This is a genomic window from Porphyromonas endodontalis, from assembly GCF_052173515.1.
GTDB classification, from domain to species: Bacteria; Bacteroidota; Bacteroidia; order Bacteroidales; family Porphyromonadaceae; genus Porphyromonas; species Porphyromonas endodontalis_A.
Genome location: NZ_JBQMYL010000006.1, coordinates 77,796 through 91,781, shown reverse-complemented (window position 1 = coordinate 91,781; position 13,986 = coordinate 77,796). Strand labels below are relative to the sequence as shown.

At 47.4% G+C, this 13,986-nt stretch carries 11 protein-coding genes; 2 read left to right on the top strand and 9 right to left on the bottom strand.

Annotation, left to right across the window (positions count from 1 at the left end; all coding sequences use genetic code 11):
* The first annotated feature begins 6 nt into the window (after positions 1–6).
* On the top strand, positions 7–228 hold the full coding sequence (locus tag ACTTHR_RS04445) for a DUF2795 domain-containing protein (protein WP_004332134.1): 222 nt from the start codon (positions 7–9) through the stop codon (positions 226–228).
* A 274-nt stretch (positions 229–502) separates the two neighbouring features.
* Here ACTTHR_RS04445 and efp read toward each other — a convergent pair whose 3' ends face one another.
* Positions 503–1,069, bottom strand: a complete 567-nt coding sequence (gene efp / locus ACTTHR_RS04440) for an elongation factor P (RefSeq protein WP_004332272.1) — start codon at positions 1,067–1,069, stop codon at positions 503–505.
* A 153-nt stretch (positions 1,070–1,222) separates the two neighbouring features.
* Positions 1,223–2,065 (bottom strand): hypothetical protein, encoded by an 843-nt coding sequence (locus tag ACTTHR_RS04435; RefSeq protein ID WP_442605326.1) that lies wholly within the window; start codon positions 2,063–2,065, stop codon positions 1,223–1,225.
* A gap of 243 nt (positions 2,066–2,308) precedes the next feature.
* Here ACTTHR_RS04435 and ACTTHR_RS04430 point away from each other — a divergent pair, with 243 nt between their 5' ends.
* The gene (locus ACTTHR_RS04430; RefSeq protein WP_442605325.1) at positions 2,309–4,369 is read left to right on the top strand and encodes an alpha-L-fucosidase; all 2,061 of its coding nucleotides are present in this window, start codon (positions 2,309–2,311) and stop codon (positions 4,367–4,369) included.
* A gap of 47 nt (positions 4,370–4,416) precedes the next feature.
* Here the strand turns inward: ACTTHR_RS04430 and ccsA are convergent, their stop codons facing one another.
* Genes ccsA through ACTTHR_RS04395 form a run of 7 tightly spaced genes read right to left on the bottom strand, consistent with a single transcriptional unit; the run spans position 4,417 to position 13,528 of the window.
* Positions 4,417–6,432: a cytochrome c biogenesis protein CcsA gene (ccsA, locus tag ACTTHR_RS04425; RefSeq protein WP_442605324.1), complete on the bottom strand. Its 2,016-nt coding sequence runs from the start codon at positions 6,430–6,432 to the stop codon at positions 4,417–4,419.
* An 8-nt stretch (positions 6,433–6,440) separates the two neighbouring features.
* Positions 6,441–7,586 carry a Rid family hydrolase gene (locus tag ACTTHR_RS04420; RefSeq protein ID WP_442605323.1) on the bottom strand — a complete coding sequence of 382 codons (1,146 nt, stop codon included), beginning with the start codon at positions 7,584–7,586 and terminating at the stop codon, positions 6,441–6,443.
* Between the two features lie 12 nt (positions 7,587–7,598).
* On the bottom strand, positions 7,599–8,312 hold the full coding sequence (locus ACTTHR_RS04415) for a hypothetical protein (RefSeq protein WP_442605322.1): 714 nt from the start codon (positions 8,310–8,312) through the stop codon (positions 7,599–7,601).
* A gap of 20 nt (positions 8,313–8,332) precedes the next feature.
* Positions 8,333–9,580 carry a porin gene (locus ACTTHR_RS04410; protein WP_304284539.1) on the bottom strand — a complete coding sequence of 416 codons (1,248 nt, stop codon included), beginning with the start codon at positions 9,578–9,580 and terminating at the stop codon, positions 8,333–8,335.
* A gap of 37 nt (positions 9,581–9,617) precedes the next feature.
* Positions 9,618–11,087, bottom strand: a complete 1,470-nt coding sequence (locus tag ACTTHR_RS04405) for a di-heme oxidoredictase family protein (protein ID WP_311552385.1) — start codon at positions 11,085–11,087, stop codon at positions 9,618–9,620.
* 21 nt (positions 11,088–11,108) lie between these two features.
* Positions 11,109–12,206 carry an imelysin family protein gene (locus ACTTHR_RS04400; protein WP_304284537.1) on the bottom strand — a complete coding sequence of 366 codons (1,098 nt, stop codon included), beginning with the start codon at positions 12,204–12,206 and terminating at the stop codon, positions 11,109–11,111.
* Between the two features lie 38 nt (positions 12,207–12,244).
* The gene (locus tag ACTTHR_RS04395) at positions 12,245–13,528 is read right to left on the bottom strand and encodes a hypothetical protein (RefSeq protein WP_304284536.1); all 1,284 of its coding nucleotides are present in this window, start codon (positions 13,526–13,528) and stop codon (positions 12,245–12,247) included.
* Between the last annotated feature and the right edge of the window lie 458 nt (positions 13,529–13,986).

Here is a 13,986-nt window from a genome sequence, read left to right as displayed (position 1 = left end):
CTGATTATGTATTGGACACTTGAATTAGCCTCAACCTTGGACGATGCCCCATGGCCTGCTTCCAAAGATGAACTTATAGACTATGCACAACGCTCGGGCGCTCCTCTTGAGGTCATAGAGATACTCGAAGAGATCGAAGACGAGGGTGAGATATACGAATCCATCGAAGACATTTGGCCGGATTACCCTAGAGACGAAGACTTCTTCTTCAATGAAGAGGAGTATTGATCGTATCAATAAAAGGGAATCCCCCCTCTAGGAACAAAAGCATTCCTCCGAAGATGGTAAGATTTTAGAGGAAGATGCGCCTTAATTTAGCATGGAGACCTACCTTCTTTTACCCGAAGGTGGGTCTCTTTTTTATACTTCTCGGTAATTGACATCCCCCAATAGACTCCCATTTTTAGAGGACATCTAGAGAAGGGAAAGCACAAAAAGAAACTAGGCTTGAGCTACCTTCTACAGCAACTCAAGCCTAGCCTTATTGGGGATAAAAGAGAACTTACTCTTTTACACGGCTAACATAAGAACCATCACGAGTATCTACCTCGATAAGTTCGCCCTCGTTGATGAAGAGGGGAACACGTACCTCAGCACCGGTCTCTACGGTTGCAGGCTTGAGGGCATTGGTTGCTGTATCACCCTTGATACCCGGTTCGGTATAGGTAACACGGAGCACTACGTGAGGGGGGAGCTCACAAGTAAGTACGGTTTCGCTCTGTGCATGTACCATTGCTTCTACCGTATCACCCTCTTTGAGGAATTGCACACCTTCGATCCCTTCTCCGGGGATAGTGATCTGCTCAAAAGTCTCTGTGTGCATAAAGTTATACCCCATATCATCCTTGTAGAGGAATTGGTAAGGGCGACGCTCGATGCGTACTTCTTCTACCTTTACACCGCTATTCCAAGTCTTATCAAGGATGCGGCCTGTAGCCACATTACGCAATTTCGTACGAACGAAAGCAGGGCCTTTGCCGGGTTTTACATGGAGGAACTCTACGATGAAAAAGTACTGTCCATCGATATCGAGGCACATACCATTTCTAAAATCTGCAGTTGTAGCCATTAGGTCTATCTATCTTATTATCAATTATTCTTCGTATGCAATGCGAGAGTCATGCGCTACTAGCAAGCAAAAAACACTCTCGACTACAAAAGTAGCCTATTCTCGGCAAATAGTTGCATTCGGGGCGAAATACGCTAGAGGTACGGCAGGGTATCACCCATTAGAAGGCTTGCAATAGGATGTGGTCAGGCGGCTCTTTGTTCCATCTTTGTAGGTAATCTCTACGGCAATCTGCCGTTCGGGATGGGCACTCTGCTCTATGGGTTCTAAGAGACCGAGGTTATTATCATAGCCTAATAGGTCATACTGATTAAAATCGATCTCAGAGAGTTTACCACAAACAGGCAGGGCAACATAAGACGAAGATAGAGCATCATAGAGAGCGGTCCAAGACAAATACTCAAAGCCTGCCTTAGCCTTGTCTACTATTTCACTATCTAGGTGATAGCCATTGTGGATATAGGAATCGGGAGATCCCGAAATGAATTTGAAGTTATCGTCCATACAACTCCCCTTAGGGTACCTATCACTCCAATCTTCTAGAGCAAAGACAGAGATATTTGTGACCTTATCCACATTATACACTTGTGTATAAAGCAAGCTCCTTTCGCTTGGATGTGGATACCAGATGTCGCCATAGGAGCGAGCAATGCTGTCGAAAAGAGCTCTTTTATCCGAATCATCACTACAGACTATATGGGCTTTTCTCTTAGCCTCTTCCTTAGTTTCTTTTAATGAATTCCTATAACCTCTAGGGATTTTGTGACGATACTCCAAAAATAATACCATGTGAGAAGCATCTATTTGAATTTGAAGGAGCTCTATCTCCGGCTTTATAAGACGAAAACCATACACTGCATATAGAGACGTTTGCTGTTTGGGATTCTCTTCTTCCCATTTCGCCTGCTCTAGTGAAGACTGAGGAGGCAAGCACCCTACAAACAACAAGGTAATGCAACAAAAAACGGCAACTACGAGAAGCTTACTTCTACTCATACAACTTTCTATTTAGTAAATAATAGTGTTTCAAAACCACCTAGCGCAAAGATATTAAAATACCTACAAACAAGGCCCAAAAAGAAGCAGGTGAGAATTGGCGATTTTTGTGGGTGGTTTTGAAAAAGAAATAGGGCAAGAATTTCCTAAAAACCAGGTGAGATATTTTCCAAAACCAGGCAAGAAAAAAATATTTTTCAGCCCAAATAGATTCGTATCTTTGCCTAGAAATCCGAAGGCAATATGCGTAATTTATTTCTAGCACTCCTCCTCACCCTACTCTCAGTTGGTTCTGCTTGGGCAGATTGGTTGGGCGATAAGTACTCCCTCTTCATTCACTACGGACTATACTCAGTAGCCGGCGGAGTATGGCAAGGCACCCCCGTAAAGAGGGGATACTCCGAGCAGATACTCACCTTTGGGGTAGGATTCTCCGACGAATATGAGGCACTTGCCGAGCAATTCAACGCCAAAGACTTTTCCGCACAAGAGATCGTACAACTAGCGCAAAGGGCAGGGATGCGCTCCATTGTCATCACAAGCAAGCACCACGATGGCTTCTGCCTCTGGCGTACAGCTACCACTCCATACAATTCGTACGATGCCACGCCGGCTCGCCGCGACCTTGTGGGAGAAATTGCAACCGCATGCCATCAGGCGGGTCTAGGCTTTGGTCTCTACTTCTCGCTCATTGATTGGCACTACCCCTACGCCATGCCATTCTCGTCCCACAATGCTGATCCCATTACCCCTCTACACCACGAATACAACCTAAAGCAGGTGCGTGAGTTGCTGACTCAGTATGGAGCCGTGGACGAATTGTGGTTCGATATGGGTTCGATGCAGCAAAGCCAGAGTAAAGAAATGTACCAACTCGTACACAGTTTGCAGCCCCAATGCATGGTAAGCGGGCGCTTGGGCAACGACTTTGCGGACTTCTGTGTGATGGCAGACAACGAGTACCCCGATTACTCCATGGTCATGCCTTGGCAAACAGCAGCCTCCATATTTGACGAAACTTGGGGCTATCGCTCTTGGCAAGAACGCGGAAAAGTGGAAGACAAAGTACAAGAGAAGCTACAATCGCTCCTAAGTGTGATATCCGGCGGTGGCAAATATCTATTAAACATAGGCCCTATGGGCAGTGGTAAAATAGTAGACTTCGAGAGAGAGGTACTGCAACGTATCGGAGACTGGATTGCCCCTATCCAACAAGCTATCTACCAAACTCAGCCCTCCCCATGGGGGGTAAGGAAAGAGTTGCCCCTCGCTACCGTTGCTCCCGATGGCAAGACCCTATACCTTTTTGTCCCCTATAATAGAGAGGGTAAAGAGATTATTCTCCCCCCGATTAAGGGTAAAATGCTCCGTATCCAAACGCTCCGAGGGAAGGGGAAAATAACCCAACAAAAACAAGCAAAAGGGGTTATCTCCTTTACGCTAGAGGGGGCAGCTCCCGAAGATTATTACACGGTACTCGCCCTCCACTTCGACCGCCCCTTATCCCTCATTACCCCAACCCATAATACCAAGCGGCTCTATCCTCTAGAATCCGAAGCCCTATATGCCCATTCGCAAATAGACTACTATACAGGGTATCGCAGCATTGTTGGGTATCGCTGGCATCCCCAACGTGGGAAGCAAGAGGCTACCCTCTCTTTCACAAAAGAGGAAAAAGGGGAAAACATACAACTAAACATAGCCGGGGAAAAGCAAGTGATAGCACTTCTTTCGGCAGACTCCTCCCTTTACCAAACACCCCTCAAAGCTCTCCATTGGCAGCAGCTCCTTGTGGCTTCCTCCGGCGGCCGGTTTGGTACACTTCCTGCCAAATTCACGCAAAAAGAAGAGTTCAATCCCGATCAGTGGCGTACCCTTCCGCTATCGTTTGCATATCAAGAAAAAGTATCCCAAGGCTCTGCACGCTACCTACGCTACACCCTCACGACAGACCGAGATCTCGTGCTGCCTCTAGAGATTCAGTTCTCGGAGGGGATGCTTTGCCTCGTGGATGGCACCATTGTAGCAGGGGCAATTTATCGACCCCAAGAGTCGAGAAGATTGCACCAACACACGCTACGTCTCCCGCTCAAAAAAGGCACCCATACCCTCCTCGTCAAGCTATACAATCGCGAGAGCCGCTCCATGGAGGCGCACATTACCCCTCTCCCTCAAATCCAACTTTGGCACAAGAGCATCCAACTCCCGGCTGTGCAGGTGCCCTTTTCTTTAGAAATCACAAAGGAAATGAAGCCACCCTTCGCCTCACCGGCTCATCTGTATGGTATTGATTTAGCATTATAAAAAGAGGGGAGAGGAAGAGACTTGCTCTATCCCTCCCCGGATTCCCCCTAACTATTGGCATAACTATGCATTCCTCCCAGCAGATAGTTCACCCCAAAATAGGTCATCAATACCAAGAGAAAGGCAAAAATAAAAAAGAGGTGTAGTACAAGGGGGTGCTTAAAGCAGGCGAAACTTTTTCTATGAAAGGCGATGCCATAGACCATAAATGTGATGAGCGCCCACACCTCTTTTGGGTCCCATCCCCAATAACGCCCCCAAGAGACATTGGCCCATACTGCCCCAATAAAGATCCCAATCCCGAGGAAAAGGGTGGCAGGGTAAAGCATCAGTTCACTAAGGGTCGTAAGGCGTTCTCCTTGCTGTTGCTCCCCTTTTGCATAGTAGACGAGTGTAATCACCCCATTGATACATAGGAAAGCAAGTAGCGCATAGGCCATCATAATAAGGGAAACATGGAGGCTAAGCAGGGGCGAAGAGAGTACCGGCACCAAGGGGGTAATCTCGGGATTCATCCCGGCAATAGAGGCCACCAGAAGGGCAAAACCCGACATTAAAAAGCCGAAACTACCGGCAACAAAGGGGAACTTACGATGCAAACAGAGGGCAATAAGAAGTATGGCCCAAGCCATAAACTGCATCGTCTCATAACCATTGCCCATGGGGAGCCGTCCGGCAATATAGGCTCGAAGGGCAAGGCTTACAGACTGTGTTACAAAAGCGACGAGCAGGAAGGCCAAGAGCCAGCCTCGTCTCTGCTCCGCAAGATGCCATCCCTGCCCAATAAGCACAATAAGCCCCAGCACCAAACAGAAGCGATACAATAAGGTAGAAAAAGGTACCTTATTGTAGAAGAGTTCTGCCCGAATTCGGGCCTCGGGGAGGGGGGCTACATCCTTGGGAAGAGGCTGGAAGAGAGTATGATTATGCAACATCAAGAAAAGCGCTACACGCTCATCTACCTCCCTTATTGCCTTCTGCAAGGGGGTTGCCTGTGCTCCCACCCGTAAATGCATCCAGTATTCTTGCAATTTGTAGCGATTATGCTCATCGTAGAAGTCGACCATACGAGCATATTCTCCCACTCCTAGCAGTTGCTCCAACTCCGCATTACCCACCTTGATTAGAGGTTCATATTGCCACTCTTCGGGGTAAAGCAAACAGCCGATTAGCACCTGCTCCTCAGAATACTTTTGATAGGCGCTCTTGCCCGTAAGCTTGCGCACAAAATCCTTTGCTACGGTATTGAGGGGGACAATACGCCCATTGTAGACCACCTGTTTGGCTTGGTATACCGCAGCATCTTGGCGAGTGATCTCCTTGGCATTGAGTTTGGGAGCAAGACACAAAAGAGCGAGAAGGAGAGAGGCGCGGTGCAACCTTGTTCTTTTGAGTAGCTGACGAAAGTGCCCTTTGGGCTGCAATAGAAGCCAAAGAGAAGAAAGCGCCAACATGAGATAACCGGCATACGTGATAGGTATGCCCCATGGATCGTAATTAACAGAGAGCCAAGACCCCTTCTGATCATCGTCGAAAGAGGTTTGATAGAAGCGATACCCTCGAAGCGAAAATATCTTATTCATGGCAATCTGGGCTCTCACCTCCGTACCTTCATTCTCCACCACTACCCTACTAACATAGTCCATGGGCGTATCGGTGCCGGGGAAGTAAAGGACCTCGAAATGCTCTAGTTTTACCCCAAAAGGTAGAGGGAAGGAGTGCTCATCATCGGGTGAAGAAAAGGAGGAGACAAAGTCCGGATTTTCCTCCGAAGTGCGCAAATGAAGCATTCCTTGTTGCCCTGTAAAGTGGGTACATCCGGCTCCGAGTAATATTAAGATGAAGGAAACATGAAGGAGAAAAGAGGCTCTTCTCTTGTAGAGTTTCTGCTGTAGGAGGAAAAAGCTCCCCCCTACAAGCAACAAAATCCAAAGAGAAACGAACCACCAACTGCCATAGATTTCCCGACTTACAAACGAGGTACCATGTAGGTGCTCTACCCACGTAGCAACCCCCATACAAAGCACGAGCAAAAGGTAAACGGCACCTACTAGATATTTCATTTGTCAGCTTAGTAAGAAGGCAAATTGGGGTTTCTGTTCTCTCTAATTGCAATACACTCCATCTCTATCAACCAAGATGGGCGGCACACCGGAGCAAGCACAATTGTATAGGGTAAGTTGGGGAAACGCTTTTCGTAGAGAGCCTTGACCAAAGCATAGTCCGCAACATCTCTCAGATATACAACAGCTTGTACCACATTCTCAAAAGAGCACTCAGCCTCTGCTAGCAATCCCTCCACATTTTGCCACATACGCTGCGTTTGCTTGGCAATATCCCCTACATACAAGACCTCTCCATGATTGTTGATACTTGCAGTACCCGAGATATAAACCTCCGAGCGCGAGGCATAATGCACGGCAGTCCCTCGCTCAAAACTTACGCCATACTCATAGGTTGGGTTTAACCACTCCGGAGCATAGAGGTATTGTATTTGCTCCGGGATCAGCCCCTGCACACTGTAGGCATCCATCTGCACCGAGATACGGGGATCGGCATGCCGGCCATCAATGCCAGTACTAGCAATGAAGTGCGTTTGGGAAGTAAGGCCAATTTGGTCAAAAACCCAATTACGCCCTTCCACCACTCCGGCATAATTGACATCTACATTTTGCACAAAAAACCAAGTCCGGACGCAGTGATCGGCCAGAGTGCAGTGCTGAGCGTGCAACTGCCGATCATACTCTTGGAGCAGGTCTTTGGTCTGACTATACGAGCTCTCCGAGTGAGCCACAGCACTACCAAGCCACAAATGGGTATGGTTGGGTCGCTCTACGGCAAGTAATCCATTGGGCAGAGGGCGTGCCACAACCTCCGATTGGAGCATAATCCACAATGCCAATTTAGACCCATTAAGAGGGGGCTGACCTATCACAGAGACAGCATACGACTCGCCACACTCTTGCCTATAATCATAGACTCGAGCGGCTTGATTGCTTATATCGCTCAAGAAGTAACGAGCCATGATAGGCACGGCATTTTCATATCTCTCCCGCATCATCTGTAGGGCTTTGTGGAGGGCCAGAAACTGCTCCTCATACGAGGCCATAGGGGCATCAACCTCTAAGAGCCAATGCCAAACAGCCCCATCCGATCCGGACTCCCAGTAGGCTTCTTTTACCTCTACAAGGGGATATTGATAGCGATTGTAGTGCATGCGAATATTGTATCAGTTGTTACCAGCGCCCTCCTTTATCCAAGTGCGGATAAGGTTAAGCACCTCCGAACGCTCCCGACCGGCGAAGATATCTTCGTGGTTTTTCTTAGAGAAAATCTCCACTAGATAGCTTACATCGGGATCTCCCGGGGTTACGTAATTATGCCCGTCTGCCGAGTGGGGAGCCTTTACGCCCACAAGCCCTGCGTACGAACGATCTGCATTGAGAAATAAATCACCGGCAGCGTTGGTACTTCCCCCATGGCAAGCAATACACTTCTGGTTAAAGACTTGCTCTTGGATGCGCTGGAACGAAGCGAGGTCTATCGTAGTCTCCGGAAAGGTCAAAGGCTGATCTCCCGCCTCTACCGGAAACGAAACAAAAGGATACACCACTTTCCCCCCCGTACTCATCACAGCAATAGCAATGGCCTTAGTCTCCGAGGGAATATTATAGAGATTACCATAAATCGTTTCCTCCTCACTCGAAGCCTTGAGCAGTCTCTTATTGACCAGTGCCTTTGCGGGGTCCTCGCCCAAACAAACAATAGAGAGAGTATGCTTGAGAGGCCATGCAGGAATATTCTGGAAGTGTAGCGCAATGGAGGCCGTGCGCCCCTGATCGATGGGTTTTTCTTCGGGATAAATCTTACCCTCATCGCAACTGCTAAGCCCAAACAACAAAGCAACAGAAAGGGCAATTATCCCCCTATACATCGTTCTCATATAGATAGGAAAAGAGGTGCTTAGAAAGTATATTGGAGGAGTGCTGTAGCACAATGACGAGCTAAACCGATGCCATCGTTATCGCGATCCATCTGCGTGGCATGCCCCATACGTCCCAAGTATTGATACATAACTTGCAACTTGAGGTTGCTACCCACCATGAAGTAATTGACACCAAGGGCAGGCATGTTGAGCCAGCCGCCTTCTGCCATACCATTACGATCGAAAACATCGTAACGAACAGCAGCCTGCAGCGTAGGTGTCACAAAATAACCGGCTTGGGCATAAGCTCCCCAATAGTTCTCGGGTTTTGATTTTGCCATTACACGAGTAAAGTGCATTCCCATGTAATAGGCCTCGGCAGCGAGATAAAATCTATTTTTGATCATTGCAAATTCGGCCCCAACTCTCCAGTTGCTAGAGCTATGATTCTGAGCCTCTACATTGTACGAGGTAGATAGACCAAATAGCATTTTATCCTCTCTCAAATGAGAAGGATTACCCTGCGTAGCAGGCATTTCGCCCTTAGGCATATAGGCAATACGACCGGCATAGAGAAGTTGCGGTAGCCATTTATGGTCATAAGCCATACCCTTTGTAGCATTGTTTATAGCGATCCCCGAGCCATTGAAAACACCTACTTGATACAAGAACTGATGATCTAAAATACCATGAAGCTGTACCCCAAGGTCAAAGCCGGTGGCCATACTGGGCCTTACATCGTTAAGGTCGTAGGGAAGAAGGATAGGAGCCATTGCACTTGTGGGAAGAACGGGGAAAAGTGTCTCTCCCAAAGTGGTGAGATAGGCGTGCATAAAGGGAGTTTTGAACTTTCCTACACGTACTCGGAAGGAGTCTTTGAGGGCAACATCAAACCAAGCTTGCTGCAAAAGAGCCCCTCCGCTTTTGGCAGGATTGAGAGCAAGGTTAAAGGTAACCTTACCAAAAGCCTTACCCGTAAAACCAAGTATTGCGTTGGGGATAGCAAAGCCACTATTGGCAATATTAGGAGCATATAAGCTCTCTAGCCCCTGATCATCGAAGTAATTGAAGGTGGCAGTAGTCTGCACCAAACCATAGGGTTTGAAGAGGAAATCGCCGGCGGCAGTGCGGAAAGTGAAGCCTTCTTTCCCGGCCAAAGAGACAACGTCGTTCTCTAGATATTTCTCATCTATAGGTTTAGTATCATTGTTCTGCGCTACAGCGGAAAACAAGTTCCCTCCCAAAAGGAGAGCAAATAGAGCGGTAAATAGATATTGTTTATTCATTGTTTGTTTGGAATGTTTTTAGTTTGTGAGTCGTGATTTATAAGCTACGAAGGAACGTAAGCAAAGCCTCTCTATCCTTTTTGCTCATGCGAGAAAAGAGAATGCGCGAGGCATCTCCCTCTCCGCCATGCCACATGATAGCTTCGACAAGATTGCGTGCACGACCATCGTGCAAATAGTAGGTATGGTGATTAACGGTCTCTTGGAGCCCAATCCCCCACAAGGGCGTAGTGCGCCATTCGCTACCCCGGGCAAGCCCTGAGGGATAATCATCTGCCAAGCCACGACCCATGTCGTGCAAGAGATAATCTGAATAGGGATGGATCACCTGATTGCCTAGCCAAGGAAGTTGGGTACCGGCTAGTAGCTCTGCACCCCGAGCGCGAGTATGTAGGGTTGTTGTGTGGCAAAGATGACACTTTGCCTCGTGGAAAAGCTTCTCACCACGAACTACCGTAGGATCCTTAACATTGCGACGAGCAGGCACGGCAAGAGAATGTAGATAGAGATCCACATCCTCCATATCCCGAGTAGAAACCTCCACGCCTCTATTGGCAAACCCCATCATCTGACCTTGGTTTTCGCATACTTCGTAGGGGAATCTGTCATTGGTTACTCCCAAATCGGAGGAGAAGCCCAACTCTACCGTTAGGTCTTGGTGGTTGGCCTTATTACCGCTCACCCCGATGCCAAGCTTTCCTTTCTCCATAACATAATTGAGGCGGCCGCTAATGCCATACTCAGGGTAATTGCTCTGGGCAGCCAAGGCAATAAGTTCATTGTGATCTAGCGACATCATTTGCCCCATTCCCACGTGTCTGAGGGGCTGACGTACCGAGATAATAAGATCTTCGGGGGCTATCTTCTCATCGTACCACTCCCTAATCGTGTAATGAGGGGTCATCAATTCATAAGCCTCACCATCGGGGAAGTAAAACTTCTGGGTGGTCTGCGTAATCGTGAGTTTGCCCTCAGCTTTTACGCCATAGATAGACTGATCGTGCAAAACTCTACCATACTGAGGGAAGTACCCCCCCGTCTTACGCGTAATGTAGACCAGCATGGCCGAAAAGCCTTCGCCCGAGCCTCCATAAGCAAGAGCAGGGCGAGTGCGCCCCGCATTCCGATGGCAGGCCCCACACGAGTAGCCTCCATACACCGGTCCCAAGCCCTTACCCAACTCATGACCGGGGCCACGAGAATTGTCGTAGAGGGCATCTCCGGAGTTGAATCGCTTGAGCATCTCGCCCTCTACCCACTCCGAATTGGTATCATAGGCATCACTAGCCGAAGAGAACACAGTAGAGAGCCCTGCCGATAGCTCCTTAGGATCTGCTACATTACCATTAGGTTTGCGCACCACCCCATCGAAGTCGTGGCTCTCACAACTAAGGAAGAGAAAGGGGCCTATAGCTGTGAGGAAAAGTCCCCCAACTCTAAGAGTTGAGAAGACTTTTCCCTCGACTTTTTTGCACCCTTTCCTAAGAAAAGAGCTTATTAGATTCATTCTTTATTCCATGAAAGGTATTTAGTTCGAGAATTTAGCACGAGCCTCACCGAGCATACGATTGAGGGTTGCACAAGCATCCTGCGCCTTTAGGATTTCGGTATCCTTATCCAAATTGCTACGGAAGGGCACTGGGATATCGTTGATTGCATTGATTGTTGCTACGATCTGATCGTCAATTTTCTTGCACAGATCGGCATCTTTTATTTTGAGAAGAGAGTAGAGACTGTTTACGGCAGGCTTACCATTGCGGCTGCAATAGAACGAGTTACGGATACTCTTGATGTTGTTCATATAGTCATCTAGTGAGTTCCAGCTATACCAAGACTCTACGGCTAGTACAGCATCTTCGTGCTTTCCATCTTTCCACATCGTATAGGGTTCACCAATTTTTGCGGTACCAACCTCATTAGAGATATCCTCCATACCTGCATATATCTGCTGTACAGCAGCATACACACTGGCAATACCATTACCCTTATGTTGCTTCATGATGTTTCCATAAGCCTTTTCACCTTCTGCCCAACCATGGTAGAGAGCCTTTCCATCTCTTACGAGACGATCGGTAACCATGAGGAGATACTCCTTCATACGAGGTGTAAGGTCTGCAAACTTCTTAGCTACCCCTCCTTCGAAAAGGATATATTCTGCAGTATGGAAGCCACGGAGTTTCTGATCAGACTCTTCGTCGCTTTGTCCAAGAGGCTTGTTCGAAGCAAGGATCTGGTCAATACCATCTTTGTCTAGAGGCCAAGTATCGATACTGGGGTCCAATTGGTCTGCCTCTGCGGTACCAAAGAGGAAGGCTTCACTCATTTCCCAGGGGATACGAGCTGCGCGCCAAGCATCACAAGCTTCTTCGAGGCGTGCTTGACCACTCTTTGCATCCTTAGCTTCTGCTAGAGCTTGCGCTTTGGCATGCAACACCTCCATAGCCTTTGACAAGTCATCATAGGTAGGTACCACCACATCATCAACAAATGCAGCAACCGCCTTATCCATGGCAGCTTCATCTAATACCACGGGCGTGTCCGGATTCTGGATATTTGTTTTTTTACAAGAAGCGATTGTCATAGACAAACCCACTGCCACCAAGGGCAACCATTTTAGTAGTTTCATAATCGTTGTATTGAATGATTTATTTGAATGTCCTTATCCTATTTCGAAAAAAACCAACCCACGTAAGCGATCCCTAGCGAGATCAAATTTTCACTGTTGTAGGCCCCTCTGCCTATGGTACGATGCATGTAATCGGCCTTCACTACGAGGTTGGGGAGGGCGTAATAATTAACCCCTACGCTACATGCAGATACCTGCATTCTCTTATCGGCAAGGAGGTTGCTCCCCGCTTCTACACGCTCCATTGGATTGTAGTATTCGTAGCGTAGAAATGGATATACACGCCACTCTCTATGCCCAAATAGCGATCCTACATTGTAACCGAGCTCTCCTCCATAACATAGGGCAGTCTCTGCCACAGTCGTATGAGAGTATCCGGAATTATTCGATGAGCGATTGTTAATCTTCGTGAGCGCTGCACTGGCTCCCAAATAGCCATAGATCGCATTGGCTCTCAAGATAAAATCGCGGTGAGGGCTTACATAAGAAATATCTCCAGAGGTAATGAGAACCGGGAATTTATATCCCGTATTACGATGCGGTTTGGAAGCATTTTTTGCGGTATTATCGAAGTAAAAAGACCCTCCAATACGAAGCCCCTTTACCCCCTTGTATTCGAGACGTGCCACAACGGCAGGGCTCGAGAAATTAGTCTTTTCGAACATGCCTTGTCGGCCCTTCTTCACCCAGTCTTCACTACGGAAGCCTTGTGGATCTAGCCCACTTACAACCTGTAAGTGATAATCGAAATGGCCCAACGAACCTAACAATTCCACCCCTGTTTCGTGCCATGTCGAAGGTATAATTGTAGTCTCTCCTTCGGGGCGATATACTCCGAAAAAGTTAATGGGTTCGTGGTGCGCATTAGTCAAGCCGATGGGGACGATTATATGCCCAACTCTAAGGTTGAGGGCCGGAGAAAAAGAATAAGTAAGATGGACTTGCTCCAAAGCAACCTCTCCACCCTTCTCTATTTCTACTTCGTACTCTCCGTTTTCTTCGTACCACTCAATCTCCCGAGCACATCCGGTACCTCCATATTCAAACTCTATCTCTGCCCCCAAAGACCATCTATTGTTAAACTTATAGTCGAAGGCCGTAATAAATCTGGGGACTGAGATCTCAGCACGTCCCCCCTTAGTAGTACCATGAGGGGTAGCACGATTCCAATCGTGATCTAGATAACTAGCACCGATCTCTCCGTACCCACCAAAACGAAATTTGCGATATTCCTCTATACTGTCTTTCCTAGCTTCTTGGGCAAAAAGAACCGAAGTAGACAACAGAGAAATAAGCAAATACAATGACAACTCTTTTCTCATCTATTTGTTATTTTTGGTGCAAAGGTAGAGATAGAAGTACCCAGTGACAATACCTAGCTTTTAGTAGATTCTCAAGGATTAAGAATTAAGATCAGAAAGAAAAGAAATGGCATTAGGCGCAACAGAAGGCTGCCCTAATGCCATATAACCGAAGAAAAATCATAAAACAGGGAGAGTACCCCCCCTCCGAAAAGCCCCATCAAGTCTATTCCAGACATGGTAGCAGAGAAAAGAATATATACCTACAAAAATGTATTAATAACGCAAAGAGGCCGTACTATTCCACTACAATAGGAGAGGGATTAAACAAGAATATCTCTATGGAGATGAGTGCTAAGAAAGTCCCTAATGGTTAATTCATGGAGAGAATGAGAGAGAGAGAGAAAAAAAACAAACAAGCCCACAAAAAAATCTCCACCCAAGACTGGCCTTGGATGGAGATTATCTCTCTTTCGTTT